The sequence below is a fragment of the Kitasatospora sp. MAA4 genome (genome assembly GCF_029893355.1).
In the GTDB taxonomy this organism is placed as follows: Bacteria; Actinomycetota; Actinomycetes; order Streptomycetales; family Streptomycetaceae; genus Kitasatospora.
The window spans coordinates 48,070-73,712 of record NZ_JARZAI010000018.1 but is presented as its reverse complement, the minus strand read 5'-3'; the positions used below and the strand labels follow the sequence as shown (position 1 = coordinate 73,712).

Below are 25,643 nucleotides of genomic sequence, written 5' to 3'. Positions count from 1 at the left end.
ACGCGGCGCCGCCCGTGAGGTGGGCGCCGGATGGACAGGCAGTTGCCAACACAGTCAGCACACGACAGCTACGACAGGCCCGTTGCCGGGCTTTCGAGCCTGGGAAGGACCGGTCACATGCCGATCACCGACGACATCAAGAAGACCCTCAGCGACCCGACCCCGCTGTACGCCCTCGCGGGTGCCGGAGACTTCGCGTACGAGAAGCTGCGCGAGGTGCCGGGAAAGGTCGAGGCGCTCGCGGGTGACCGCCGCGGTGCCCAGGAGCTGGCCGCGGCCCGCTTGCAGGAGGCTCAGGCCCGGCTGGTCGGGGCCCCGGCGAAGGTGGCGGAGACCGTCACCGGGCTGCCGACCGAGTTCAGGGCACTGCAGGAGCTGGCCCAGGGCTTCGCGCTGCAGCAGGTGGGCCGGGCCGTGGAACTCGTGGTGAAGGCCAAGGAGGTCTACGACGAGCTCGCCGTGCGCGGCCAGGCGGTCGTGGAGAAGGGCCAGCCGGCTGCCGGCGCGGACGAGCCGGCGCCCAGGGCGGCTGCTGTCGTTGTCGAGGTGGTTGAGCCCGCCGAGTCCGTGGAGCCTGCGGAGACCGCGGAGACTGTCGACGCCGAGGTCGTGGACGAGCCGGAGACCAAGGCCGAGGCGCCCGCGAAGAAGGCCCCGAGGGCGCGGAAGACCACTGGCACGAAGTAACCCGGCACATCCGGACCAGCCGGTACGTTGGGAGTTGTGTGGACGGTCGGCGGCGCCTTGACGGGCGGCCGTTCCGTCGTTCAGCCGGAGCCGTAGCGAGGAGAACACAGTGGAGATCCTGCTGTTCGACGTCCTGAACCCCTTCTGGTGGCTGTCCACCGCGATGGTGCTGTTCAAGCTGTACGCCCTGGTGGACGCCGCGCTGCGGCGCGACGACGCCTACCGGGCGGCGGACAAGAAGTCCAAGCGGTTCTGGCTGGTCATCCTCGGCCTCGCGCTCGGTGTCGACCTGCTCTTCGGGGCGAGCGTGCTGGCCCCGCTGACGCTGGTCGGCCTGGTCGCCGCGATCGTCTACATGGTCGATGTCCGTCCTGCGATCAAGCAGCTGACGGACGGGCGCGGTGGTGGCGGCCGGCGCAACATCGGCCCGTACGGGCCCTGGTAACGGGTAACTCCGGGTGCAGTGAGGGCCCGTCCGCCGATCGGCGGACGGGCCCTCACTCGTTGCGGCAGGTCAGCCCATGATGAGCGGTGTCTGGGCGCGCTCCAGCAGCAGCACGGCCACGTCGTCCGTGAGCGCTCCGCCGTTGAGTTCCTCGACCTGGGCGATGGCGCTGTCGACCAGTCGGCCGCGGGTCAGTCCGGCGGCCTGGTGGCTGCCGATCAGGTCGATCAGGCCCTCCTGCCCGAGCCGGCTCGATCCGGTGCCGACCCGTCCCTCGACCAGGCCGTCGGTGTAGAGCAGCAGGCCCCAGCCGGGCGGCAGCTCCACCTCGTGGGCCGGCCAGACGGCTTGGCCGTCGTCGCAGGCCAGCAGGCCAAGGGCCGGTCCGGCCTGATCGAACGGGAGCAGCGCCGGGCTGCCCTCGGGGCTGAGCAGCAGCGGCGACGGGTGACCGGCCAGGTAGAGCCGGGCGTGCTCGGCCGGGGCCGCCGACCGAGTGGCGGACCGGGCACCGCCCCGCTGCCCGCCGATGCCGGCGGCGTCAGCAGCGCCGACCGTGCCGGCAGCACGCGCGGTGTCAGCGGCTTCGGTGGGGCCGGGGGAGAGGACCACCATGCAGAGCGTCGCGAAGATCTCGTCGCTGCGCCGCTCGTGCTCCAGGACGTGCTGCAGGGTGGTGAGCAGGGCCTGCCCGGTGAGCCCGGCGAAGACCAGGGTGCGCCACGCTATCCGCAGTGCGACGCCGAGGGCGGCCTCGTCCGGGCCGTGGCCGCAGACGTCGCCGATCACCACGTGGACGGTGCCGTCGTCGGTGCGGACGGCGTCGTAGAAGTCGCCGCCGAGCAGGGCCCGGCTGCGCCCGGGGCGGTAGCGGCGGGTGAAGGAGAGCCGGGCGCCGTCGAGCAGCGGGGTGGGCAGCAGGTGGCGTTGCAGGCGGGCGTTCTCCTGGCCGCGAAGCTCCGCCTCGACCAGGCGGCGCTGGGACTCGTCGGCCCGTTTGCGTTCGACCGCGTAGCGCAGGGCGCGGGCCAGCAGCGGCCCGTCGGTCTCGTGCTTGACCAGGAAGTCCTGGGCGCCCGCCGCGACGGCCGCGGCGCCGAGGTCGGAGGCCGCCGCGTCGGTGAGGACCACCACGGCGGTGTTGGGGGCACGGCGCAGCAGCTCGCGCAGCCCGTCGAGCTGGTCCAGCCCGCCTGGGCCGTCGAGGGCGTCAGGGCCGCATGTCGTGCCCGAGTCGATGCCTGTGCCTGTGCCTGTGCCCGGGGCCTCGCCGTCGGAGGACGGCAGCTTGGCGGGGGCTGCGAGGTCGAGGAGCACGCAGCTGAAACCGGCGGCGCGCGGTCGACCTCGCCGGCCGCTCGCCGAGGCGGCCGAGAGCTGGGCGGCGGCCTGTTCGATGCCGTTGGCCCAGTGCAGTTCGATCGGGGTGTAACTCTCGGTGACCAGTTGGGCGATCAGGGCCGCGTCCGAGGCGTCGTTCTCGATCACCAGTAGGCGGAACGGGGCTTCGGGGGTGCCGGCCGTCGTCCCGCCGGTCGTCGCCCGAGGACGCGGTATCGGGGCGGCCTCGCCGTGCCCGACCCTGCTCTCGGTGTCGGACGGCGGTGTCGGCCGGCTCACCGGGAGGCTGCCCGGGAACTCGGAGGGGCGTCCGGCGGCGGTGCTTCTGCGGGTGGCCAGCACTCCGGCAGCGGCGCCCGGCCGGTGCGCGGCGCTCGGCGCCCGCCCGTCTCCCGTTGCGGGCATTGGTCGATCCTCCCTTTCCCCGACTGGGCAACGGTCGACATCCGCGCGCAGTGCCCGCCTTGGTGTCGGAGACTTTCTCGCGACCATAACGTGATCTCCGGAAATTTCTCTGGCCGACCGGCGCCGATGTGGCACGAGCCACGCTCCTGGCGGGACGAGCGATTACGTTGGGTACTCGTGTCGGGCGGTGTGGGATGGGAGGCGGGCACGGTGACGCAGATCACGTTGGCCGAGGGTGACATCACGGAACAGCAGGTGGACGCGGTGGTGAACGCGGCCAACTCGTCCCTGCTCGGGGGTGGTGGGGTGGATGGCGCCATCCACCGCAAGGGCGGCCCGGAGATCCTCGCGGACTGCCGCAGGCTGCGGGCCTCGCACTACGGCAAGGGCCTGCCGACGGGCCGGGCGGTCGGCACCACGGCCGGGCGGCTGCCGGCTCGCTGGGTGGTGCACACCGTGGGGCCGGTCTTCCTGGCCGAGGAGTACGACCGGCGGGCTGAGCTCATGGCCTCCTGCTATCGGGAGTCGCTGCGGGTGGCGGGCGAGTTGGGTGCGCGGACGGTGGCGTTCCCGGCGATCTCGACCGGGGTGTACGGATGGCCGCTGGAGGATGCGGCGCGGATCGCCCTCACGACGGTGGCCGAGGCCTGCCGGTCGGAGGAGGGCGAGGCTGAGGAGGGTGGGACCGAGGGGGGAGTGGCAGGGCTGGTCGAGGTGCGCTTCGTGCTGTTCGGCGCAGCGGCGTACGAGGCCTTCGAACGCGTGCGACGCGAGCTGGTGCAGCGGAGCTGAGGGCAGCTCGTGCGACCGCCCCTATCGTGACGCGGTGGGGCGTCAACACGCCAGGGGAATTCGATAACTCGTTCGAGTGAATCGATGATCCCAGGTCGTCAGGTCCGGCTGGCCCGGCACATCCGACACGTCCGGCGGTCTCTCACGGCGCCAGCGCACTCCACGGCACCGTGACCTCCCCCTGCCGCCACCGCCCCCGCGCGTCGACCAGCGGCCAGCTGCCCGCCAGCGACGTGCAGGCCGCGACCCACCGCTGCCGCGCCCCGAACGCCCCGTACGGCGCCGCGGCCGACCACGCCCGGTCGAAGTCCGTCAGGAAGGCGTGCACCGGCCGCCCCGGCACGTTGTGGTGGATCAACGCCTTGGGCAGCCGCTCCGCCAGGTCGGACGGCTGGCCGAGCCCGCCCAGCCGGGCGGCGAAGGTCACCGTCCGCGGCCCCTCCGGGCCCAGCGCGACCCACACGTGCCGCCGTCCGATCTCGTCGCAGGTCCCCTCGACCAGCAGTCCGCCCGGCGCCAGCCGTCCGCAGAGCCGCTCCCAGACCGCGGCCACCGCCGACTCCTCGTACTGCCGCAGCACGTTCGCCGCCCTGATCAGCAGCGGCCTGGCGCCGCCCGGCCCGGCACTGTCCAGCGGTACCTCGAAGCCGCCTCGCCGGAAGGTCAGCAGCGGCGGATCGGCGTACGGAAGTGCGGCCGCGACCCGCTCGGGCTCGATCTCGATGCCGACCACCCGGACGTCCGCCCGGACCGTGCGCAGCCGGCCGGACAGCTCCACGGCCGTCCAGGGCGCCGCGCCGTACCCGAGGTCCACCGCGACCGGCGGTAGCGGGAGCGAGCGCAGCGCGGGCCCGAGGGTGTGCGCGATCCAGCGGTCCATCCGGCGCAGGCGGTTGGTGTTGGTGGTGCCCCGGGTGACCGTCCCGACCGGGCGGGAGGACCGCCCACGGGCAGCGGCGGGGTCGAACGAGGCGGCCATGCCCGCAGTTTATGCGGGCGCAGATGCGCCCCCTGCGGGCGGATGCGCGCCCCCGTGCCCGTGCGCGCGCCTCCTGATGGCCGCCCTCGGGAATACCGTCCTTCGCCGCCGCGGTTGTGACACTGGACGTGAGCCCGTCGAAGCCGCTGTTCAGGGCAGCTCCGGCGAGTTCGCCCACCGGGCGGACTACCGGGGAGACTGGGAGGCCGGAACGAGCGGCGAGACCGGGGAGACCCGGGACGAGCGGCGTCCTGACAGCAGTCGGGGAGTAAGAGGAGGCTTCAGCCAGGTGACGCAGCACCCGGTACGGACGGCGCGCCGCGCCCAGACTGCGCTGGCGCCCACGCGCGGGCGCCTGCAGGTGCTCGTCGGCGGCCGCGCCCGCCGCCCGCGCCGCGTGGCGATGCTCAGCGTCCACACCTCCCCGCTGCACCAGCCGGGCACCGGCGACGCGGGCGGGATGAACGTCTACATCGTGGAGCTGGCCAAGCGCCTGGCCGAGCTCGACATCGAGGTCGAGGTCTTCACCCGGGCGACCTCCTCCGACCTGCCGCCCACCGTCGAGCTGGCGCCGGGTGTGCTGGTCCGGCACGTCACGGCGGGCCCGTACGAGGGGCTGATCAAAGAGGATCTGCCGGCCCAGCTCTGCGCCTTCACCCACGGCGTGCTGCGCACCGAGGCCGGCCACCGTCCGGGCCACTACGACCTGGTCCACTCGCACTACTGGCTCTCCGGCCAGGTCGGCTGGCTGGCCGCCGAGCGCTGGGGCGTGCCGCTGGTGCACACCATGCACACCATGGCCAAGGTCAAGAACGCGGCGCTGGCCGAGGGCGACACGCCCGAGCCGCCCGCCCGGCTGATCGGCGAGAGCCAGGTGGTCGAGGCCGCGGACCGGCTGATCGCCAACACCGCGGACGAGGCCGGGGAGCTGGCCCAGCACTACGGCGCCCGTCCCGACCAGCTCGCGGTGGTGCACCCCGGCGTCAACCTGGACGTGTTCCGGCCCGGCGACGCGGTTGCCGCCCGTGCCCGGCTCGGGCTGCCGCAGGACGCCGCGGTGCTGCTCTTCGCCGGCCGGATACAGCCGCTGAAGGCGCCCGACGTGCTGCTCAAGGCGGTGTCGGTGCTGCTCGCCCGGCGGCCGGAGCTGCGCGAGCGCCTGGTGGTGCCGGTGGTCGGCGGCCCCTCGGGGACGGGACTGGCCGAGCCCAAGAGCCTGCAGAAGCTCGCCGCCCAGCTGGGCATCGGCGACGTGGTGCGCTTCCACCCGCCCGTCGGCCAGCCCGAGCTGGCCCAGTGGTACCGGGCGGCGACGGCGCTGGTGATGCCCTCGTACAGCGAGTCGTTCGGGCTGGTGGCACTGGAGGCGCAGGCCTGCGGGACGCCGGTGGTGGCGGCAGCGGTCGGCGGCCTGCCGGTCGCCGTGCGGGACGGCGAGACGGGGACGCTGGTGCCCGGCCACGACCCGCAGGACTGGGCGCGCGCGCTGGAGCCGTACGTCGTCCAGCCGGAGCTGGTGGCCCGGCAGGGCGCGGCGGCGGCCCGGCACGCGGCCCGCTTCGGCTGGGGCGCGGCGGCCGGCGGCACGGCCGAGGTGTACGCGGGGGCGATGGTGCGCCCGGACGTCTGGCTGGGTGGCGGCACCCGGCGCCGCAGGGCGTAGGACGCCGTCGGTACCGGTGCGCCGCTGCGGGGCGCCGGTACCAGCGGGTAACGTCACCGCCATGGCAACCCGTACCAAGGACGAGGCCCTCTCCGTGCTGCGCGCCGCCCTCGACGAGGCAGGCGTGCCCTGGGAGCCGGCCGTCAGCGACGCGTACACCCTGGTCGCGACGCTCCCCGGCACCCGCAAGCTGAGCACCACCTGCGCCCTGCGGGTCGGCGACCACAGCCTCTCGGTGAACGCCTTCGTGATCCGCCGCCCGGACGAGAACCACGAGGCCGTCTTCCGCTGGCTGCTGGAGCGCAACACCCGGATGTACGGCGTCGGCTACGCGCTCGACGCCCTCGGTGACGTCTACCTGACCGGGCGGCTGCCGCTGGAGGCGCTCACCGCGGACACCGTGGACCGGCTGCTCGGCACGGTGCTGCAGAACGCCGACGAGCCCTTCAACACCCTGCTGGAGCTGGGCTTCGCCTCGGCGATCCGGCGCGAGTGGGAGTGGCGCACCAAGCGCGGCGAGTCGACCCGCAACCTGGAGGCCTTCGCCCACCTCTCCGGCCCGGAGCAGCACCAGTCCTAGGCATCGACGCGGCTGTCGACGCGGGCGGCGGCAGCGGCAGCGGCAGTGGCGGCGGGGACCGCGGCGGCCGCGCGGGTGCGCCGGCCGAGCAGCATGAACCCGACGCCCGCGATCGTCCCGATCACCGCGCAGCCGCCCCACACCACACCGCCGCCCGCGTGCTGGAGCAGGAACCCGCCGACCGCCGGTCCCAGGCAGGCCGCGGACGACCAGGCGAGCGAGTACGTCCCCTGGTAGCGCCCGCGGGCGTGCGTCGGCGACATCTCGGCGACCAGTCCCGTGGTGGTCGGCGTCTGCAGGATCTCGCCGACCGTCCAGACCGCGACGGTCAGCCCGTAGACGACGGCCGACGACCCGGCGAACGCCGTCAGCCCGAACCCCCAGCCCACCAGCAGCCCGCCGACCAGCAGCAGGGTCCCGCGGTCGTGGTGCCTGGTCAGCCGGGTCAGCGGTATCTGCAGCAGCACGATCAGCAGCCCGTTGACCGCGGCCACCAGGCCGAACTGCGTGGTGCTCAGCCCGGCTTCGCCGATCTGCACGGCCAGCGTGGTGCTGCCCTGCTGCATCACCATGGCGAACAGGAAGGTGAGCCCGACCACGGCCATGAACCGCCGGTCGCGGAAGACCGTGCCCAGGGTGACCTGCGGCTGGGCCGACTCGCGCGGAGCGGCGGCCGGGCGGGTCTCGGGGACCTTGACGAAGACCACCAGCGCGCAGAGCAGGGTGGAGGCCGCGTCGGCCAGGAAGAGCGTCAGATAGCCGTGCGCGGCCACCAGGCCGGCCACCGTCGCTGAGACACCGAAGCCGATGTTGATCGCCCAGTAGTTCAGCGCGTACGCCCGGACCCGGTCCTCGGCGGGCACCACGTCCGCGATGACCGCCGAGATGGCCGGTCGCGAGGCGTTGCCGCTCAGGCCGACCAGGAAGGCCACCGCGGCGATCATCAGCTGTCCGTCGGCGAATCCGAGGGCCGCGGTGCTGGCGGCGGTGAGCAGCTGGGCGGCCAGCATGGTGGGGCGCCGCCCGATCCGGTCGGTGAGCACGCCGCCGCCGAGGGCGGCGATCACCGAGCCGAGGCCGTAGAGCGAGGCGACCAGGCCGGCGTAGGTGGCGGAGTAGCCGCGCTGGGCGGTCAGGTACAGCGCGAGGAAGGTGACCACGAAGCCGCCGAGCCGGTTCACCAGGGTCGAGAGCCAGAGCCACCAGAACTGCTGCGGCAGTCCGCCGAGGGATTCGGCGGCGGCTCGGCGCAGCCGGCCGGGAGCGAACGGGGCAGGCGTGGTCACGGAAGCTCCGGAATGGTAAGTGGCTAAAGCGATAAGCGCACATTACCGGTGAGCTCATGGCCCGGTCAGCCCATTTTTCGCTCCCCTAAGATGTGGGCCATGGCTGACACGACCTACCGACTCATCCTGCTCCGCCACGGCGAGAGCGAGTGGAACCAGAAGAACCTCTTCACCGGCTGGGTCGACGTCGACCTCAACGAGAAGGGTGAGAAGGAGGCCGCGCGCGGCGGCGAACTGCTCGCCTCCGAGGGCCTCTTCCCCGATGTGGTGCACACCTCGCTGCTGCGCCGTGCGATCCGCACCTCGCAGATCGCCCTGGACAAGGCCGACCGGCACTGGATCCCGGTCAGCCGCAGCTGGCGGCTGAACGAGCGCCACTACGGCGCTCTGCAGGGCAAGGACAAGGCGCAGACCCTGGCCGAGTTCGGCGAGGAGCAGTTCCAGCTGTGGCGCCGCTCCTACGACACCCCGCCGCCGGAGCTGGCCGACGGCAGCGAGTTCTCGCAGGCCGGTGACGCCCGCTACGCCGACATCCCGAGCGAGCTGCGCCCGCGCACCGAGTGCCTCAAGGACGTCGTCGACCGGATGCTGCCGTACTGGTACGACTCGATCGTCCCGGACCTGGCCGCCGGCAAGACCGTCCTGGTCACCGCGCACGGCAACAGCCTGCGCGCGCTGGTCAAGCACCTGGACGGGATCTCCGACGAGGCCATCGCCGGCCTCAACATCCCCACGGGCATCCCGCTGGTCTACGAGCTGGACGCCGACTTCAAGCCGGTCAACGCCGGTGGCCGCTACCTGGACGCGGAGGCTGCCGCCGCCGCCATCGAGGCCGTGAAGAACCAGGGCAAGAAGTAAGCGAATAAACGATCAGGCCCCTCACCGGCGCAGTGCGCGCCGGTGAGGGGCCTTCGTGCTCAGTGCCCGCCGCAGCAGCCGCCGCTGGCGCCGCCGCACTGGCAGGGCGCGCCGGACTGGCAGCCGCAGCCGCAGCCCGGGCCGCAGCCGCAGGCGCCGGCGAGCAGCGGAAGGCTCACCCGGGCGTGCCGGGGTGACTCGGCGGCGGTACGGGGAGTGGGTACGGGCCGGGCGGGAGTGGTGGTCATGGTGCTGAGCCCTCCTCGATCGAGGCAGCCGGTGATGGGCTGTCTGCTCATCGAGTGAAGCGCCCGCCCGCGGGGGGCGTCAACGGGCGCGTAGAAGTGGGGGCGCACAGTCCTCGTGCGCCCCCACGGCGCGTCGCCCGGTTCGCGCCGGGCCCCCGGCGCGAACGGCAACGCGGGTCTCAGGCCCCGGCGAGCGGCTTGTCGTCGGGGACGAACTCGCCGGCGTGCTCGCCGGTGACCAGGAAGACCACGCGCTTGGCGACCGAGACGGCGTGGTCGGCGAAGCGCTCGTAGTAGCGGCCGATCAGCGTGACGTCGACGCCGGTCTGGATGCCGTGCTGCCAGCGGTCGTCGATCAGGTGGGCGAAGAGCTCGCGGTGCAGGTCGTCGATCGCGTCGTCGTCCCGCTCCAGCTGGAGCGCCGCTTCGACGTCCTTGGTGGCGATCACCTGGCCGGCCTTGGCCACCAGGCGCTGGGCGAGCTGGCCCATCTCCAGGACGATCGGGTGCAGGTCGTTCGGCACGGCCGACTCGGGGTAGCGCAGCCGGGCGACCTTGGCGACGTGCCGGGCGAGGTCGCCGCAGCGCTCCAGGTCGGCGCTCATCCGCAGGCTGGTGACCACGATCCGCAGGTCGGTGGCGACCGGCTGCTGGCGGGCCAGCAGGTCGATCGCGCGGTTCTCCAGCTCGTGGTGCAGGTCGTTGACCCTGGAGTCGGCGGCGATGACGCCCTCCGCCAGGGCGAGGTCGGCGTCGAGCAGCGCGGTGGTGGCGCGGCCCATCGCCGAGCCGACCAACCTGGCCATCTCGACCAGGCCGTCGCCGATCGAGTCGAGTTCCTCGTGGTACGAGTCGCGCATGCTTTCTTCTCTCCTCAGTAGCTGTGTCGGTGGCGGTGCCGACCGATCGGTCCGCGGTACGGGGTACGCGCCGGACGACCGCTGCGGGTGGCGCGCATCGTACGCGCGTCACGGCCCCACACGGGCTGCACGGCCCAGACTGGGCCGTCCGGGCGACCGTGCGCGCCCGCTGTGGTGAACCGGCGGCTGCCTGAAGGTGAATTCTCGGCAACGCGTGGCGGATGCCTTGATCTGGGACTGTCAGGAGGCCGGGGCGATGCGCTTAGGCTGACGACATGGACGTGAATGTGGCCGCCGCCGCTGCCTGTGCCATCGCCGGGCTCGGCGTCGGTCTCACGGCCGCCATCGCCTTCCGCTGGAGCGAGCGCGAACAGTCCCGAGGCAGCAGGAGTGGCAATGGCAGAAGAACCGGTACTTCGACAGTGAGCTCTCCCTTGCAGGACTCGGCGCTCCCTCCCGGCGTGGACACCGTGCTCTCGGTGCTGCGCTCCTGCGCGATCGTGCTCGGCGACGGCGACGAGGTGGTCAAGGCCAGCTCGGCGGCGTACGCGATGGGCCTGGTCAGAGGCGGGGCGGTGGCCGTCGAGCCGATGCTGGCGCTGGCCCGGGCGACCCGCCGCGACGGCGAGATCCGCCAGGTCGAGCTGGACGTCCCGCGGCCCGGCGTGGCGCGGGCCGGTGAGCCGCTGGCCGTCTCCGTCCGGGTGGCGCCGCTGGGCTCGCGGCTGGTGCTGGTGCTGGTCGAGGACCTCACCGAGCGCCGCCGGATCGAGGCGGTCCGGCGCGACTTCGTCGCCAACGTCAGCCATGAGCTCAAGACCCCGGTCGGCGCGCTCTCGTTGCTCTCCGAGGCGGTCGCGGACGCGGCCGACGACCCGGAGGCCGTGCAGCGCTTCGCCGGCCGGATGCAGATCGAGGCCACCCGGCTGGCCAGCCTGGTGCAGGAGATCATCGACCTCTCCCGGGTGCAGGACGACCGGCTGCAGATGGAGCCGGAGCCCGTCCCGGTGGACGAGCTGATCGCGGAGGCGATCGACCGCTGCCGCCAGCAGGCCGCCGCCAAGCAGATCCACATCGCGGCGGGCGGCATCGCCGGACTGCACCTGCACGGCGACCGCGGCCAGCTGGCCGCGGCGCTCGGCAACCTGGTGGAGAACGCGGTCAACTACTCCCCGCCGCGCACCCGGGTGGCCATCGCGACCCGCCGGATAGCCAGCGCCGCCGCCATCGGTGAGGCGGACGGCGAGCTGATCGAGATCTCGGTGACCGACCAGGGCATCGGCATCTCGGAGAAGGACCGCGAGCGGATCTTCGAACGTTTCTACCGGGTGGACCCGGCCCGCTCCCGGGCGACCGGAGGCACCGGCCTCGGCCTCTCGATCGTCAAGCACGTGGCGGCGTCGCACGGCGGCACCGTCTCGGTCTGGAGCGTCGAGGGCCAGGGCTCCACCTTCACCGTCCGGCTGCCCGCCGGGCAGTCCCCCGCGCCCGACCCGGCACACCACTTTGAGCCGTCAACCCCATCCCCCCTTCCTGCCCCGGAGGCCCGATCGTGACCCGAGTACTGGTGGTCGAGGACGAGGAATCGTTCAGCGACGCCCTGTCGTACATGCTCCGCAAGGAGGGCTTCGAGGTGGCGGTGGCCGCCACCGGACCCGACGCGCTGGAGCAGTTCGAGCGCAACGGTGCCGACCTGGTGCTGCTCGACCTGATGCTGCCCGGCCTGCCCGGAACCGAGGTCTGCCGCCAGCTGCGGGTGCGCTCGAACGTGCCGGTGATCATGGTGACCGCCAAGGACAGCGAGATCGACAAGGTCGTCGGCCTGGAAATAGGTGCGGACGACTACGTCACCAAGCCGTACTCGACCCGCGAGCTGGTCGCCCGGATCCGCGCGGTGCTCCGCCGCCGCGGCGAGGACGGCGGCCCGGGCGAGAACGGCGGCGGCCCCGGCGCGCTGGAGGCCGGCCCGGTCCGGATGGACGTGGACCGGCACGTGGTGACGGTGGACGGCGCCAAGGTCGACCTGCCGCTCAAGGAGTTCGACCTCCTGGAGATGCTGCTGCGCAACGCCGGCCGGGTGCTCACCCGGATGCAGCTGATCGACCGGGTCTGGGGCGCCGACTACGTCGGGGACACCAAGACCCTGGACGTTCACGTCAAGCGCCTGCGGGCGAAGATCGAGCCGGACCCGGGCGCACCGCGCTACCTGGTGACGGTCCGCGGCCTGGGCTACAAGTTCGAGCCGTAAACCGCGACGCGAGCACGCCGAGGGCCCCGCTCCTCCTTGGGTTCAAGGGGTCGTCGCAACACCACTTGGTTTTAGGTGGTGAGTAGATCACGTAGACGCTCGGCTGGGGTATTCCAGCCGAGCGTCTTGCGTGGGCGGCCGTTGAGTTCCTGGGCGACGTGTTCGAGGTCTTCGGGGCCGTGCAGGCTCAGGTCGGTTCCCTTCGGGAAGTACTGCCGCAGGAGCCCGTTCGTGTTCTCGTTCGAGCCGCGTTGCCAGGGCGAGGCCGGGTCGCAGAAGTAGACGGGCATGCCGGTGGCCATGCTGAACTGCCTGTGACGAGCCATCTCGCTGCCCTGGTCCCAGGTGAGAGAGCCGCGCAGGTGGGCGGGCAGGGTCTGGACGGTGCGGACGAGCCCGTCGCGGACGGTCTCGGCGTCGTGGGCTCCGCCCGGCAGGTGGACCAGCATGGTGTAACGGGTGCTTCGTTCGACCAGGGTGGCGATCGCGGAGCGCCCGCCCGCGCCGATGATCAGATCCCCTTCCCAGTGGCCGGGCACCGCCCGGTCCTCGACGTCGGCGGGGCGGTCGCTGATCATCACCATCGGGTCGATGAACCGCGGGGTGCGCCGCTCCGGGTCGCGGCGGGGTTTGCGGCGGGTCCGGCCGGAGCGGACGGCTGCCTGCACTTCCCGTTTCAGGCCGCCGCGCGCCTGGAAATACAGCGCCTGATAGATCGTTTCCACGCTCACCCGCATGCTCTCGTCGTCGGGATGCTCCGTCAGCAGAGCGTGGCAGATCTGTTCCGTGACCACCGCCTGCGCAGTCCGCCCTGGACGAAGCGACGCAGCCGTCCCTCGCGCAGCAGCTTGCGCTCCTTGGGCCGGGGCCTGCGCGCCGCCGCCGCCCGGTGGGCCGCGTAGGGCCGGTAGCCCTCGCTGCCCGCGTTCGCGTCGATCTCCCGCTTGACCGTACTCGCCGGCCGCCCCAGGGCCCGTCCGATCGCCCGCAACGACTGACCCAGCGCCTGGAGATCCCGTATTTGTTCGCGCTCGGCCAGTGTCAGGAACCGCGGATGCAGTTGCTGTTCCAGGGCCCTCAGGCCCACTGGTGCTGTGGTCACGCCGCCCATCGTGACGGTCCCGGCGGTGTAGTCGACACGGCGGCCGTCGGTGTAGGTGCGCGTGGTGCGGGTCTTCTTGACGCCCCAGTCCCAGTCCTTGGCCGTACGCTCGTTCACCCCGATCTGCCGGGCCGCCGCCCGGCGTGCGACACCGGCGGCCCGAAGCTGCTCGTACTCATTGCGACCGGGGTGCCGCCGCGGCAGGCGCACCGAGCTCTGTCCGGCCTTCCGGGCCCAGCCGAAGGCAGTGTTCCGGTTCACCCCCAGCTCACGCGCCACCACGGTCACATTCCCCACGGCACCCAGCCGCGCAAGGAAACGCTCCCTCAAGCCCGAAAGATCATCGCGTCCAACGCCCACGGTCCCCGCAACTCCCACAGATCGCGGGCGTTGCGAGGACCGTTAGAACCCAAGCTCCCTCAGGGAGGAGCGGGGCCCTCGGGCGTTCGCAGGTCAGTGCGTGCTGGCCGAAGCGCCCGGCGAGGCCGCCGTCGTCGCCGACGCCGACGCGGAGGCGCCGGCCGAGGCCGAGGCGGAGCCCGACGGCGAGGCCGCGCCCGTGCTCGGGCTGCCCGAGGCCGCTGCCGAAGCGCCGGCCGACGCCGAGGCACTGGCCGACGGCGAGGCCGGACCGAACGAGGCGTAGGCGCCGGCGGCGGAGTTGACCTGCGCCTGGACGTCGACCTTGCCGGCCTTGTCGAACGCGAAGTCGGCCGGCGCGAAGCCGCCGACGTTCAGCGTGACGGACGACAGCTGGGCGGTGGGCTGCCCGTCGCCGCCGACCAGCACGGCGCCGCCGGCCGGGATGACGATGCCGGGGATCGTCGCGCCCTTGGCGTCCGCGAAGGTCGCGGTGCCGTTGGCCACGGTGAGCGACTGCAGGGTCTCCGGGGCGGAGCCGGTGTTGCTGATGTTCACGGTGACGTTGGCCGGGCCGGGCTGGCCGCTGGCCTGCATCGCGCCGGTGACGACGACGATGTTGTTGAGCTTGAGGTCGTTGCCGATGGAGGTGGCCGGGGTGTCCGGCTTGACCTTGGCGGTGTCCGGTGACGGGCCGTCGGCACAGGCCGACAGCGAGATGGCGGCAAGGGCGAGAACGAGGGCGGCACTGCCGCCGCGTCGAAGGCTGCGGCTCACGGCGGCGGCATCTCCTTGGTCACGAGTCGGGTGGTCAGCGCTCAGATTACCGACCGCACTTATCCGGTTCTCACGGGGTGGCCCCGTGTCGCGTGGGGAGCGCTCGTCCGGGGGGCCGTGCGGGGCCGCAGACCCGGGCCCTGGACGGTGCGCAGCTGCCGTAACCGGGGGGAGCGCTCCGGGCGCGGCGGCCGGGAACTCGATCAAGATCAGATCACGATCGGGAAACGTCGGATATTCGGCTCCGCGGGCAAGATCGAATCATGGTTTGCGACCCGCCGCCACATGTTTCGGTGGAACCGAGAAGGGCCTCCGACCTGCGGGAAGCCCGCTCCAAGGGGTGGCCGCAGCACGTCGCAGGGGTCCTTGTCAAGCCCCGAGACCCGCCCTGACCTGCGAAAACGCCCTTCGGGTGGACGGAAAAGCGTGTTATTCTGGAAAGCCACGGAAGGGGTCCTGTCACATGACGTTCAAGGTTGGCGACACGGTGGTCTACCCCCATCACGGGGCTGCACTGATCGAGGCCATCGAAATTCGCCAGATCAAGGGTGTGGACAAGACCTACCTGGTGCTGAAGGTTCAGCAGGGTGACCTCACGCTGCGCGTGCCCGCGGAGAACGCGGAGTTCGTCGGCGTGCGCGACGTGGTCGGCCAGGAGGGTCTGGACCGGGTCTTCGAGGTGCTGCGTGCACCGTACACCGAGGAGCCCACCAACTGGTCTCGCCGCTACAAGGCGAACCTGGAAAAGCTCGCGTCGGGAGACGTCATCAAGGTCGCCGAGGTCGTCCGCGACCTGTGGCGTCGTGAGCGCGAGCGCGGTCTGTCGGCAGGCGAGAAGCGGATGCTCGCCAAGGCTCGGCAGATTCTCGTCAGCGAACTCGCGCTGGCGGAGAACACCAACGAGGACAAGGCGGAGACGCTGCTCGACGAGGTCCTCGCCTCGTAGTGCGGCGATAGCCGTGTACAGCGCCCGGCGCTGCGGTATCGCCCGTGACCAGTGATGGTCCGGGTGATGCGGTGGCCCTCCGGGCGCTGTGGCATGCCCGGACGCAGTCGTATGCTCGCCGTACGCGCAGAGCGCTCTGCGCGCGCGGCCGCACGCCGGTACCCGAGAAACGGTGCCGGAGTGGAAGGGGTCCGGTGCACTGCCCGACGGGTACGCCAGGGCCATACCCACTTCGCCGAAGGAGTGAAACCTGAACAGCACAGGAGCAGTCGCAGCAGCCGTGGTCCCCGCCGCAGGGCGGGGCGAGCGGCTCGGTCCCGGGGCCCCCAAGGCCCTGCGCGAACTGGGCGGCGCGCCGCTGCTGGTGCACGCCGTGCAGGCGCTGGCCCGCAGCCGGGCGATCGGCCCGGTCGTCGTGGTGGCCCCGCCGGACGGGGTGGCCGAGGTGCTCGGTCTGCTGGACGGCCACGGGCTGGACGGCCAGGACGTCCGGGTGGTGGCCGGCGGCGCGACCCGGCAGGAGTCGGTCCGCCTCGGCCTGGCTGCTGTCCCGGCGGAGATCGCGATCGTGCTGGTGCACGACGCGGCCCGCCCGCTGGTGCCGGTCGAGGTGGTGGACGCGGTGGTCGCCGCGGTGCGGGACGGCGCCGAGGCGGTGGTCCCGGCGGTGCCGCTGGCCGACACCGTCAAGCGGGTCGAGCCGCGCCCGGGCGGCGCGCCCGAGCCCGTCCTCGACACGCCCGACCGTTCGACGCTGCGCGCGGTGCAGACCCCGCAGGGCTTCCGCCGCGAGCTGCTGGACGCCGTGCACGCCAAGGCGCTGGCGGACGAGAGCGCGGCGGACGCGGGCGCGCTGCCGGCGGTCACCGACGACGCCGGCCTGGTCGAGCGGTACGGCGGCCGGGTGGTCGTGGTGCCGGGCCACGAGGAGGCCTTCAAGGTGACCCGTCCGCTGGACCTCGTCCTCGCCGAGGCCGTACTCGCCCGCAGGAGGGCCTCCGATGGCTTCTAGCCCCGTGATCCCGAGGATCGGGATCGGCACCGACATCCACGCCTTCGAGGCCGGCCGCCCGCTCTGGGTGGCGGGCCTGGAGTGGGAGGGCGCCGAGTACGGCCTGGCCGGCCACTCGGACGCCGACGTGGTCGCGCACGCCGCCTGCGACGCGCTCTTCTCCGCGGCCGGGGTCGGCGACCTCGGCACGCACTTCGGCACCGACCGCCCCGAGTGGGCCGGCGCCTCCGGGGTGCGGCTGCTCGGCGAGGCGGCCCGGATCGTCCGGGCGGCGGGTTTCGAGATCGGCAACGTCTCGGTCCAGGTGGTCGGCGTGCGGCCGAAGATCGGCAAGCGCCGCGAGGAGGCGCAGGCCGTGCTCTCGGCGGCGGTCGGCGCGCCGGTGTCGGTCTCCGGCACCACCTCCGACGGCCTGGGCCTGACCGGCCGGGCCGAGGGCCTGGCCGCGCTCGCCACCGCGTTGGTCTACCAGCGCGACACCGCCTTGGAATAGTCGCGGATTGACGGGTGTTCAGGTGGGCGGGTCCGGGCGGAGTCGGTAGCGTGGACCGTCGTCGATCACGCTCCGAAACGAGGACCGTCATGGCCGCGCAACTCTCCGACCAGGCCCGAGCACTTCTCGACGGCAGGAGCTTCGCCGTCGTCGCCACGATCCAGCCCGACGGTGGTCCGCAGGCCTCGGTGGTCTGGGTGAAGCGCGACGGCGACGACATCCTCTTCTCCACCGTCCAGGGCCGCCGCAAGCACCTCAACCTGCTGCGGGACCCGCGGGTCTCGGTGGTGGTGAACCCGCCCGAGGACCCGTACACCTACCTGGAGGTCCGCGGTGAGGCGACGCTCAGCACCGAGGGCGGCCGGGAGTTGATCGACGAGCTGTCGAACAAGTACATGGGGAAGGACTACGGCTTCGACGGGCCGGAGGCCGTCCGGGTGGTCGTCCGGATCACGCCGTCCAAGGTGGCGGGCAGCATCTGACCAGCAGGCGGAGCGAGAGCGTCCGGTTCGCCACGGAGGGCAATCCCGACTCTTTCTCCCGTCACACGGGCGCAGCATCGGCGAAGCAACCCGGGCGCAGCCGCAAATTCGTGACAGCCCCGCGACTCAAACGTCGCGGGGCACTGCCTGCTTCCCACTACGCTTGACGCTGTGAGCCTTCGCCTGTACGACACCAACACCCGCCAGGTACGCGACTTCGTCCCGCTTGTACCGGGTTGTGTCTCCATGTACCTGTGTGGCGCGACCGTCCAGGCGGCCCCGCACATCGGACACATCCGGTCCAACCTCAACTTCGACGTGATGCGCCGCTGGCTGACCTATCGCGGATACGACGTGACGTTCGTGCGGAACGTCACCGACATCGACGACAAGGTCATCCAGAAGGAGCGCGAGCTCGGCACCCCGTGGTGGCAGATCGCGTACGCCAACGAGCGCGCCTTCAACGACGGTTACACGGCGCTCGGCTGCAAGCCGCCGACCGTGGAGCCGCGTGCCACCGGTCACGTCCCCGAGATGATCGAGATGATGCAGGGACTGATCGCCCGGGGCCACGCGTACGCGGCCGACGGCAACGTCTACTTCGACGTCAAGTCCTACCCGGACTACCTGGAGCTCTCCAACCAGAAGCTGGAGAACCTGCTCCAGCCCGAGGGCGAGGGCGAGACCGGCAAGCGGGACCCGCGCGACTTCGCGATGTGGAAGGCGGCCAAGCCGGGCGAGCCGAGCTGGCACACCCCGTGGGGCAGCGGCCGTCCCGGCTGGCACCTGGAGTGCTCCGCGATGGCGCACAAGTACCTGGGCAAGGGCTTCGACATCCACGGCGGCGGGCTGGACCTGATCTTCCCGCACCACGAGAACGAGATCGCCCAGTCCAAGGCGTTCGGCGACGACTTCGCCAACTTCTGGGTGCACAACGCCTGGGTCACGCTGAGCGGCGAGAAGATGAGCAAGTCGCTCGGCAACTCGGTGCTGATCTCCGAGATGGTGCAGCGCTGGCGGCCGATCGTGCTCCGCTACTACCTGGCCGCTCCGCACTACCGCTCGATGATCGAGTACAGCGAGGAGTCGGTCCGCGAGGCCGAGGCCGGCTTCGGCCGGATCGAGGGCTTCATCCAGCGGGTCGTGGAGCGCTGCGGCGCGGTCGAGGCGGCGCCCGAGGTGCCGCTGGCCTTCGCCGAGGCGATGGACGACGACTTCGGCGTTCCGCAGGCGCTGGCCATCGTGCACACCGCCGTCCGGCAGGGCAACAGCGCGCTCACGGCGGACGACAAGGAGAACGCGGTAGCGCGTCTGGCCGAGGTCCGTGCGATGCTCGGAGTACTGGGTCTCGACCCGCTCGACCCGCAGTGGTCCGGCGAGGACCGCGGCGAGGACCTCCACGGGGTCATCGACTCGCTGGTTCGCCTCGTGCTGGACCAGCGGCAGGCGGCCAGGGCCCGCAAGGATTTCGCCACCGCGGACGCCATCCGCGACCAGCTCGGCCTGGCCGGGCTGGCGATCGAGGACACCCCGTCCGGCGCACGCTGGACGATCAACAACCAGTAATCCCTCGGTGGAGGGGTGAGGGTGGGCCGTACCGGCTGATCAGTCGGCTGGTACGGCCCATCCGCATGAGGCAGAGCATGCCGACGACCGTGTCGCGGTCGGGCGTGACGGACAGACAGGAAGAACAGCCATGGCCGGCAACAGCGCACGCAGGAACCGACGCAACCCCGGATCGAAGAAGGGCGCGACTGTCGGCACCGGCGGCCACAGCCGGAAGGCGGTCCAGGGCAAGGGCCCGACCCCTCCCGGTGAGGCGCGCAAGGGCCACCCGAAGCAGCGCGCCGCCAACGCGGCGCTCAAGCGCGAGCGGGACGCCAAGGCGCGGGCCGGCATGCGCCGGGCCGGCGGCGGCGGCCGGGGCGGCCGCGGCGGCGCGGGCGCGGCCGAGCTGGTGGTCGGCCGCAACTCGGTGGTCGAGGCGCTGCAGGGCGGCGTGCCGGCGACCGCGCTCTACGTGCTGCAGTTCATCGACACCGACGACCGGGTGCGCGACGCCTTCCAGGCCGCCAACGACCGCGGCATCCCGCTGATGGAGGCCCCGCGCCCGCAGCTGGACCAGATGACCGGCAACCTCAACCACCAGGGCCTGGTCCTCCAGGTCCCGCCGTACGAGTACGCGCACCCCGAGGACCTGCTGGGCACGGCCGCCGACCTCGGCGAGGACGCGCTGATCATGGCGCTGGACGGGGTCACGGACTCCCGCAACCTGGGCGCCGTGGTCCGTTCCGCCGCCGCCTTCGGCGCGCACGGCGTGGTCATCCCCGAGCGCCGCGCGGCCGGCATGACGGCCGGTGCCTGGAAGACCTCCTCCGGCGCGGCCGCCCGGCTGCAGGTGGCCCGCGCCACCAACCTCACCCGCGCCCTGGAGGCGTACCAGAAGGCCGGTCTGCTGGTGGTCGGCCTGGCCGCCGACGGCGAGACCGAGATCGGCGACCTGGAGGCGCTGACCGGCCCGGTGGTCATCGTGGCCGGCTCCGAGGGTAAGGGCCTGTCCCGGCTCGTCGCGGAGACCTGCGACATCCGGGTGCGGATTCCGATGCCGGGCCAGACCGAGTCGCTGAACGCGGGCGTCGCCGCCGGCATCGTCATGTACGAAGCGGCGCGGCTGCGGGCCAAGAGCTGATTATTGGCCCAAGGGCTGACTGGTTCCGCCCGTAAGTGACGCAAAGAGTCATGATCTCGTACGAGAGCTTGCGGAACCGTCAGCCACGCCCGGCACTTGCACCCGGGAGAGTGTCCTAACCGGGTGTCACCCGGTTAGAGGGGTGTGGACACCAGAACACCTTGGCGCCCAAAGCAGGGCGGAGCGGCAGGGATAGACCCAGAGCCCGGCCTCAGCACCGTCAAGGTGCCGAGCGACCCGGCCCGGCTGAGCAGCACCCAGGTCAGCTTCCGGGTCAGAATGCCCGTGCCGGCGACCCCGATGATCCAGGCACCGCCGCTCTCGACGGCGCCCTACGCGGACGCCTTCGGGCGGCCGTACGCACCACTGGCCTACGCGGGCCGACCCGGGCTCGTCCGGGTCGGCGCCGCGGACACCGCGGCCGGGGCCGTCGCGGGGAGCGCCGTGCTCTCCGGTGGCGGGCTCGCCGGCGGCGCGCCGCGGCGCAAGGCCAGGGTCACCGCCGTCACCTGGAGCGGCCAGACCGCGCCCGGCGACCTGGCGGCCACCCAGCTGCTGGACGCCGTACGGCTGAACACCGTGCCGAGCCCCGCCGGGGCCTCGCTCGGCGGGGGCGGCCTGGCAGAGCCGGGCTCGACCCAGCTGTTGGAGCCGGTGCCGGGCTGGGACTCCGGGCCCGGCAACGGGTACGGACGCGGCTCGGTGCCGCGCCAGCCGAACGCCGCCTCGGGCAGCTCCGGCTCGTCCGGCACGCTCAGCGGAGCCGGCCGCAAGCCGGCCCGTCCCGAGCCGGTCGGGTGGAGGCCGGGCGGCGACCAGCCGCAGGCCGCGGCGCCGGCGCCGGCGGCCGAGTCCAGTCGGCACGCGCGCTACCCGGGCCGCCGGGTGGACCTCGGCCTGGTGCTGCTCCCGCTGCGCCTGCTGCTCGGCTCGCTCACGGTCTACGAGGGCTTCGCCAAGCTCTGCGACCCGGTGTACTTCGACGGCGGCCAGCGCGGCTCGATGATGCGCTGGCTGGCCTCGCTGCACCCGTGGAAGGTCGCCCAGCCGCTGCTCGACTTCGCCATGGCGCACCCGGTGGGGGCCGGCCTCGGGGTCGCCTTCACCGAGATCGTGGTGGGCGTGCTGTCGCTGCTCGGCCTCTGGCAGCGGTTGGCGGCCGCGGCCGCGATGCTGCTCTCCGCCGCGCTGCTCTTCACGGTCAGCTGGCGGGCGGTGCCGGTCTACGACACCCCCGACCTGATCTTCCTGGCCGCGTGGAGCCCGCTGCTGATCGCCGGAGCGCCGTTCGCTTCGCTGGACGGGCGGCTCGCCCTGGAGGCCTGGCGGCGGTACGGCACGGACGCGCCGAAGGCGGTCCGCCGCCGGGTGCTGCGGCGCGGCACGGTGGTCGCCGCGGTGGTGATCGGCCTGACGATGCTGCTCGGCTCGATGCTGGGCGCCGCGGTGCGTACCGGCGGCCGTCCGCAGCCGCTGCCGGCCAAGCCGCCGACCGACTTCGGCACACCGCTCTGGCCGGCCACCGGCGCGCCGCACGCGTCGGGCAGTGCGGCGCCGTCGGCTGCGCCGTCCTCGTCCGCGCCGGCCTCGCCGTCGCCCTCCGCGTCGGCCTCGCCGTCCTCGCACAAGAGCGCCAAGCCGCACACGTCCGCCGGGACGAGCGGCGCGGGGGGCGCCGATGCGACGGGCAACTCGGCGAGCCAGGGCGGCGGTTCGTCCTCCGGGACGGCTCCGGGCTCCTCGGGCTCGTCCGGGAGCGCGGGCACCTCGCCCGGTTCGGGCAGCGGCAACCGGGCGCCCAAGCCCAGCCCGAGCGGTGGCGGCGGGCTGATCGGCGGGGTGCTGGGCAGTGGCCCGCCGGCCGTCCAGCTGCCCACGCTGGGCCTGCAGGCGACGCCTGCGGCCGCGCGGCCGGTGGTGTGATCCGTGTGATCCGGAGCCGGTAGCAGCCGGTAGCAGCAGAGCGGTGGGGTTCCCCTCGGGGAGCCCCACCGCTCTGCTGTGCGCTGTCTCAGCTGCCGGCGGCCTCCTGGCTCGCCTGGCTCGCGGCCAGCTCCTTGGCGGCCTCGGTGAGGTCCTTGGCGGTGTCGATGGCCCGCCAGTAGACGCCCTGCGGGAGCTGGTACCCGGCCAGCCGCTTGGCGCGGGCGAGCTGCGGGAAGGTGGTGCGCTCGTGGTCGCCCACGTCGGGCAGCAGCTCGGCGAAGCCGGCGCTGAAGACGTACAGGCCCGCGTTGATCAGGAAGGGCGAGGGCGGCGCCTCGATGAAGTCCAGGATGTTGCCGAACTGGTCCGTCTCCACCGCGCCCCACGGGATCCGCGGGCGGGCCAGCGCGAGCGTCGCCAGGGCGTCGCGCTCGTGGTGGAAGGCCGCCATCTCGCGCAGGCTGAACCTGGTCCAGATGTCGCCGTTGGTGGCGTACCAGGGCTCCCCGGGGCGCGGCAGGGCCTTCGCGGCGAGCTTCAGCCCGCCGCCGCGCCCCAGCGGCTCGGCCTCCACCACCGTGCTGACGTTCAGTGGGAGGTCGGCCTGGTCCAGCCAGTCCTGCAGCACCTCGGCCAGATGGCCGCAGGAGATCACCACGTCCTTCACGCCTTCGGCTGCGAGCCAGGCGAGTTGGTGCCCCACGATCGGCGTACCGGTGCCGGGGATCTCGACCAGCGGCTTGGGCCGGTCGTCGGTGTACGGGCGGAGCCGCGAGCCCTGGCCGCCCGCGAGGATAACGGCCTGGGTGACGGTGGGCGCGGTGGTGAGGTCGTAGCCGGTCATGCTTGGCAGGATAGGCGCCCGGGGGTTCCGGGGAACGGTAGTTGAGCCTTCGTCAGCCGCCTGCGTCAGCCCGCGATGCCGGCGGCGAACGAGCCGTCGCAGACCGGGCGGGCGAAGGATCGGGCCCGCTGCACGTCGCCCTGGTACTGCTTGACGGCGGCCCGGCCGAGATCCTCGGCGAGACCGGTGCAGAACGGCGTCAGCGAGGGCTGCTCGCGCATCGTGCGGTCCAGCAGGTCCAGCGCGGAGCCCGCGCCCTGCGTGCGCAACTCCTCCATCAGGTCGGCCCGCAGCGCGTCCTGCGGGGCCAGGCCCTGGTGGTCGGCGGAGGTCGGCGCGGCCGCGGTGCGACCGATGCCGCCGTCGCCGCTGGAGGCCGCGACCACCTGCTGGTCCAGGGCGATCGGAGGCGCCCAGGGGACCCGGGTGACGGCGAGCGTGCCGGTGGTCACGAGGATCACGGGCAGGGTGAGGGCGATGGTCTGGCCGATGCGGCGCACGAGCTGCTTCACGCCAGTGAGAGTAGCGCCGGGTGAGGGGTTGAAGACACTCCGTCACACGGACGAGTGACGTGACGAAGCCCCGCCGGAAACCTGTCCGACGGGGCTCCGTTCGCCTGGCGCTCAGCTGTTCGCGCCCGGCGCCGGTGTCACGCGCTGAGGCGGGCGCCCGAGCTGCTGGAGAAGACGTGGGTCTCGCCGCCGGTCGGGACCACGTGGATGGTCTCGCCCTTCGCCGGGATCTGCCGGCCGTGCACGCGCACGACGATGTCCTTGTCCTCGCCGCCGATCTTGGTGGTGCCGTAGACGAAGCCGTCCGCGCCGAGCTCCTCGACCACGTTGACCGTGACGGCCACGCCCTCGATGCCGCCCTCGGTGACGATCTCGAAGTGCTCCGGGCGGATGCCGACGGTCACCGTCTTGTCCAGGCCCGCGCCGGCCAGGTGCTCGCGGTCGATGTTGATCACCGAGCCGCCGAACTTCACGCCGCCGTCCACCAGCGGAACCTCGACCAGGTTCATCGCCGGCGAGCCGATGAAGCCGGCGACGAAGAGGTTGGCCGGGCGGTCGTACATGTTGCGCGGGGTGTCGACCTGCTGGAGCAGGCCGTCCTTGAGCACCGCGACCCGGTCGCCCATGGTCATGGCCTCGACCTGGTCGTGCGTCACGTACACGGTGGTGATCCCCAGGCGGCGCTGCAGGCCGGCGATCTGGGTGCGGGTGGAGACCCGGAGCTTGGCGTCCAGGTTGGACAGCGGCTCGTCCATCAGGAAGACCTGCGGCTCGCGCACGATCGCCCGGCCCATCGCGACACGCTGGCGCTGACCGCCGGACAGCGCCTTCGGCTTGCGGTCCAGGTAGTCGGTGAGGTCCAGGATCTTGGCGGCCTCTTCGACCTTGGTGCGGATCTCGGCCTTGTTGACGCCCGCGATCTTGAGCGCGAAGCCCATGTTGTCCGCGACGGTCATGTGCGGGTAGAGCGCGTAGTTCTGGAACACCATCGCGATGTCCCGGTCCTTCGGCGGCAGGTGCGTGACGTCGCGGTCGCCGATCCGGATGGCGCCGCCGTTGACGTCCTCCAGCCCGGCCAGCATCCGCAGGCTGGTGGACTTGCCGCAGCCGGACGGGCCGACCAGGACGAGGAACTCGCCGTCCTCGACGTGCAGTTCCAGCGCGTCCACGGCGGGCTTGGTGCTGCCCTGGTACAGCCGGGTCGCCTTGTCGAACGTGACAGAAGCCATGATGCTGCTCTCCTTCACCGGCAGGAACGTGCCGGACGATCCGAGTAAAGGGTGGTTGGTGCCTGCGCCGCCCCGACAGTGGTCTGAACCATCGCCGAGCCGACTCCGGCCGAGGCTACCCGCCACTTCGTGCGATTGTCAGCCCCCGGTCGCCCTCCAATCCCGCATCAGTCCGATCACGACCCCACCCGCCCCACCCATCTGCCGCCACAGACCCCACCCCTCCCGGTAGACTTCCCCCGGTGCGTCACGGCCCGCTCGGGCGGCCGCCGGTGCCGCCATGCCTCCTTAGCTCAGTTTGGCCAGAGCAACGCACTTGTAATGCGTAGGTCGTCGGTTCGAATCCGACAGGGGGCTCCAAATCGGACATTGAGGGCGCGTAATCGGCGGTCACCATGACGTCGGTGTGGGTGGCCCAGTTGCGGATCTCCAGGGCGTCGAGCACCTGGCGGGTGTAGCGCTCCACGCTCTTGGCGACCGGATCGTTCGGCGCCAGCGGCTCGTCGTAGTCGTAGATGATGTTGCCGCCGGCGAGCCGGATCTTGTAGTACCGCCAGATCTCGACGGTGTGGTGCCTGCCGTCACGGCTGACCGTGTTGACGAAGTATTCGTCGCCGTCCAGGAACTCCTGGGCGAGCACCACCGTATTGGCTTTCCCGTGGCGGTCGGCGCTGGTCATGATGTTCTCGTGGGCGACGCGCACCTGCTCCGGTGACGAGCACGCCACGACACCCGCGCATCCGGCGCGGCTACCTGGTGGTGGACGGCGAAACGCCGGAACTCGCCCACGAACGGATCGCCCAGGCGCGGCAGGATCTCGTCGCCGACATCCGGCCCTCCCGAGGATGAAGCAGGGCCCGCGGTCAGCCGATCCGGGTG

General features: G+C 72.4%; 26 protein-coding genes, 1 tRNA gene and 1 pseudogene. 18 read left to right on the top strand and 10 right to left on the bottom strand.

The genetic code is table 11. The features are described 5' to 3' along the window. The first annotated feature begins 117 nt into the window (after positions 1–117). The gene (locus P3T37_RS23740) at positions 118–687 is read left to right on the top strand and encodes a hypothetical protein (protein WP_280725830.1); all 570 of its coding nucleotides are present in this window, start codon (positions 118–120) and stop codon (positions 685–687) included. A 115-nt stretch (positions 688–802) separates the two neighbouring features. After that, the gene (locus P3T37_RS23735) at positions 803–1,132 is read left to right on the top strand and encodes a DUF2516 family protein (RefSeq protein WP_280725932.1); all 330 of its coding nucleotides are present in this window, start codon (positions 803–805) and stop codon (positions 1,130–1,132) included. 69 nt (positions 1,133–1,201) lie between these two features. Here the strand turns inward: P3T37_RS23735 and P3T37_RS23730 are convergent, their stop codons facing one another. Next, the gene (locus P3T37_RS23730; RefSeq protein WP_280725829.1) at positions 1,202–2,878 is read right to left on the bottom strand and encodes a PP2C family protein-serine/threonine phosphatase; all 1,677 of its coding nucleotides are present in this window, start codon (positions 2,876–2,878) and stop codon (positions 1,202–1,204) included. 210 nt (positions 2,879–3,088) lie between these two features. On the opposite strand from P3T37_RS23730, the gene P3T37_RS23725 reads away from it, so the two are divergent. Continuing rightward, positions 3,089–3,670 (top strand): O-acetyl-ADP-ribose deacetylase, encoded by a 582-nt coding sequence (locus tag P3T37_RS23725; protein ID WP_280725828.1) that lies wholly within the window; start codon positions 3,089–3,091, stop codon positions 3,668–3,670. Positions 3,671–3,812: 142 nt separating this feature from the next. Here P3T37_RS23725 and P3T37_RS23720 read toward each other — a convergent pair whose 3' ends face one another. Further along, positions 3,813–4,649: a class I SAM-dependent methyltransferase gene (locus P3T37_RS23720; RefSeq protein ID WP_280725827.1), complete on the bottom strand. Its 837-nt coding sequence runs from the start codon at positions 4,647–4,649 to the stop codon at positions 3,813–3,815. A gap of 334 nt (positions 4,650–4,983) precedes the next feature. Here P3T37_RS23720 and mshA point away from each other — a divergent pair, with 334 nt between their 5' ends. Next, entirely contained in the window at positions 4,984–6,312 is a 1,329-nt protein-coding gene (gene mshA, locus P3T37_RS23715; protein WP_280725931.1) for a D-inositol-3-phosphate glycosyltransferase, read from the top strand. A gap of 61 nt (positions 6,313–6,373) precedes the next feature. After that, positions 6,374–6,892 carry a YbjN domain-containing protein gene (locus P3T37_RS23710; RefSeq protein WP_280725826.1) on the top strand — a complete coding sequence of 173 codons (519 nt, stop codon included), beginning with the start codon at positions 6,374–6,376 and terminating at the stop codon, positions 6,890–6,892. Here the strand turns inward: P3T37_RS23710 and P3T37_RS23705 are convergent. Next, positions 6,889–8,178 carry an MFS transporter gene (locus tag P3T37_RS23705; protein WP_280725825.1) on the bottom strand — a complete coding sequence of 430 codons (1,290 nt, stop codon included), beginning with the start codon at positions 8,176–8,178 and terminating at the stop codon, positions 6,889–6,891. The genes P3T37_RS23710 and P3T37_RS23705 overlap by 4 nt on opposite strands. A 99-nt stretch (positions 8,179–8,277) precedes the next feature. On the opposite strand from P3T37_RS23705, the gene P3T37_RS23700 reads away from it, so the two are divergent. Further along, positions 8,278–9,036 (top strand): phosphoglyceromutase, encoded by a 759-nt coding sequence (locus P3T37_RS23700; protein WP_280725824.1) that lies wholly within the window; start codon positions 8,278–8,280, stop codon positions 9,034–9,036. 59 nt (positions 9,037–9,095) lie between these two features. Here the strand turns inward: P3T37_RS23700 and P3T37_RS23695 are convergent, their stop codons facing one another. Together P3T37_RS23695 and phoU are read right to left on the bottom strand one after the other, a co-directional pair. After that, positions 9,096–9,284 (bottom strand): hypothetical protein, encoded by a 189-nt coding sequence (locus P3T37_RS23695; protein WP_280725823.1) that lies wholly within the window; start codon positions 9,282–9,284, stop codon positions 9,096–9,098. A 179-nt stretch (positions 9,285–9,463) separates the two neighbouring features. Continuing rightward, the gene (phoU, locus tag P3T37_RS23690; RefSeq protein ID WP_280725822.1) at positions 9,464–10,144 is read right to left on the bottom strand and encodes a phosphate signaling complex protein PhoU; all 681 of its coding nucleotides are present in this window, start codon (positions 10,142–10,144) and stop codon (positions 9,464–9,466) included. A 275-nt stretch (positions 10,145–10,419) separates the two neighbouring features. Between phoU and P3T37_RS23685 the strand changes: the two genes are divergently transcribed. Together P3T37_RS23685 and P3T37_RS23680 are read left to right on the top strand one after the other, a co-directional pair. After that, on the top strand, positions 10,420–11,700 hold the full coding sequence (locus tag P3T37_RS23685; protein ID WP_280725821.1) for an ATP-binding protein: 1,281 nt from the start codon (positions 10,420–10,422) through the stop codon (positions 11,698–11,700). After that, positions 11,697–12,392, top strand: coding sequence for a response regulator transcription factor (locus P3T37_RS23680; RefSeq protein WP_280725820.1), 696 nt, complete (start codon positions 11,697–11,699; stop codon positions 12,390–12,392). Before P3T37_RS23685 ends, P3T37_RS23680 begins: the two co-directional genes overlap by 4 nt. A 71-nt stretch (positions 12,393–12,463) precedes the next feature. Here the strand turns inward: P3T37_RS23680 and P3T37_RS23675 are convergent. Both P3T37_RS23675 and P3T37_RS23670 read right to left on the bottom strand, forming a co-directional pair. After that, positions 12,464–13,503: pseudogene (locus P3T37_RS23675) on the bottom strand (IS30 family transposase). 444 nt (positions 13,504–13,947) lie between these two features. Further along, positions 13,948–14,631 carry a DUF461 domain-containing protein gene (locus tag P3T37_RS23670; RefSeq protein ID WP_280725819.1) on the bottom strand — a complete coding sequence of 228 codons (684 nt, stop codon included), beginning with the start codon at positions 14,629–14,631 and terminating at the stop codon, positions 13,948–13,950. 463 nt (positions 14,632–15,094) lie between these two features. Here P3T37_RS23670 and P3T37_RS23665 point away from each other — a divergent pair, with 463 nt between their 5' ends. The 7 genes from P3T37_RS23665 to P3T37_RS23635 all read left to right on the top strand — a co-directional run bounded on the left by P3T37_RS23665 (position 15,095) and on the right by P3T37_RS23635 (position 22,176). Further along, complete coding sequence (locus tag P3T37_RS23665) at positions 15,095–15,577, top strand: CarD family transcriptional regulator (RefSeq protein ID WP_030244332.1); 483 nt, start codon at positions 15,095–15,097, stop codon at positions 15,575–15,577. 250 nt (positions 15,578–15,827) lie between these two features. After that, complete coding sequence (gene ispD / locus P3T37_RS23660; protein ID WP_280725930.1) at positions 15,828–16,589, top strand: 2-C-methyl-D-erythritol 4-phosphate cytidylyltransferase; 762 nt, start codon at positions 15,828–15,830, stop codon at positions 16,587–16,589. Beyond that, a complete protein-coding gene (gene ispF, locus P3T37_RS23655) occupies positions 16,579–17,082 on the top strand; it encodes a 2-C-methyl-D-erythritol 2,4-cyclodiphosphate synthase (protein WP_280725818.1) in 504 nt (167 codons plus the stop codon). Before ispD ends, ispF begins: the two co-directional genes overlap by 11 nt. A gap of 89 nt (positions 17,083–17,171) precedes the next feature. Beyond that, positions 17,172–17,564: a PPOX class F420-dependent oxidoreductase gene (locus tag P3T37_RS23650; protein WP_280725817.1), complete on the top strand. Its 393-nt coding sequence runs from the start codon at positions 17,172–17,174 to the stop codon at positions 17,562–17,564. 171 nt (positions 17,565–17,735) lie between these two features. Then, entirely contained in the window at positions 17,736–19,130 is a 1,395-nt protein-coding gene (cysS, locus tag P3T37_RS23645; RefSeq protein ID WP_280725816.1) for a cysteine--tRNA ligase, read from the top strand. Between the two features lie 130 nt (positions 19,131–19,260). Then, entirely contained in the window at positions 19,261–20,253 is a 993-nt protein-coding gene (rlmB, locus tag P3T37_RS23640; protein WP_280725815.1) for a 23S rRNA (guanosine(2251)-2'-O)-methyltransferase RlmB, read from the top strand. 225 nt (positions 20,254–20,478) lie between these two features. Next, positions 20,479–22,176 carry a DoxX family membrane protein gene (locus P3T37_RS23635; protein ID WP_280725814.1) on the top strand — a complete coding sequence of 566 codons (1,698 nt, stop codon included), beginning with the start codon at positions 20,479–20,481 and terminating at the stop codon, positions 22,174–22,176. A gap of 88 nt (positions 22,177–22,264) precedes the next feature. Here the strand turns inward: P3T37_RS23635 and P3T37_RS23630 are convergent, their stop codons facing one another. From P3T37_RS23630 to ugpC, 3 genes are all read right to left on the bottom strand, one after another. Next, complete coding sequence (locus tag P3T37_RS23630) at positions 22,265–23,023, bottom strand: nucleotidyltransferase family protein (protein WP_280725813.1); 759 nt, start codon at positions 23,021–23,023, stop codon at positions 22,265–22,267. 65 nt (positions 23,024–23,088) lie between these two features. Next, positions 23,089–23,535, bottom strand: a complete 447-nt coding sequence (locus tag P3T37_RS23625) for a hypothetical protein (RefSeq protein WP_280725812.1) — start codon at positions 23,533–23,535, stop codon at positions 23,089–23,091. A gap of 137 nt (positions 23,536–23,672) precedes the next feature. Beyond that, positions 23,673–24,764 (bottom strand): sn-glycerol-3-phosphate ABC transporter ATP-binding protein UgpC, encoded by a 1,092-nt coding sequence (gene ugpC, locus P3T37_RS23620; protein WP_280725811.1) that lies wholly within the window; start codon positions 24,762–24,764, stop codon positions 23,673–23,675. Between the two features lie 282 nt (positions 24,765–25,046). Here ugpC and P3T37_RS23615 point away from each other — a divergent pair. From P3T37_RS23615 to P3T37_RS23605, 3 genes are all read left to right on the top strand, one after another. Continuing rightward, positions 25,047–25,124 (top strand) — tRNA-Thr (locus P3T37_RS23615). Positions 25,125–25,170: 46 nt separating this feature from the next. Continuing rightward, positions 25,171–25,479, top strand: a complete 309-nt coding sequence (locus tag P3T37_RS23610) for a hypothetical protein (RefSeq protein ID WP_280725810.1) — start codon at positions 25,171–25,173, stop codon at positions 25,477–25,479. Beyond that, the gene (locus P3T37_RS23605) at positions 25,476–25,613 is read left to right on the top strand and encodes a hypothetical protein (protein ID WP_280725809.1); all 138 of its coding nucleotides are present in this window, start codon (positions 25,476–25,478) and stop codon (positions 25,611–25,613) included. Before P3T37_RS23610 ends, P3T37_RS23605 begins: the two co-directional genes overlap by 4 nt. The last annotated feature ends 30 nt before the right edge of the window (positions 25,614–25,643 follow it).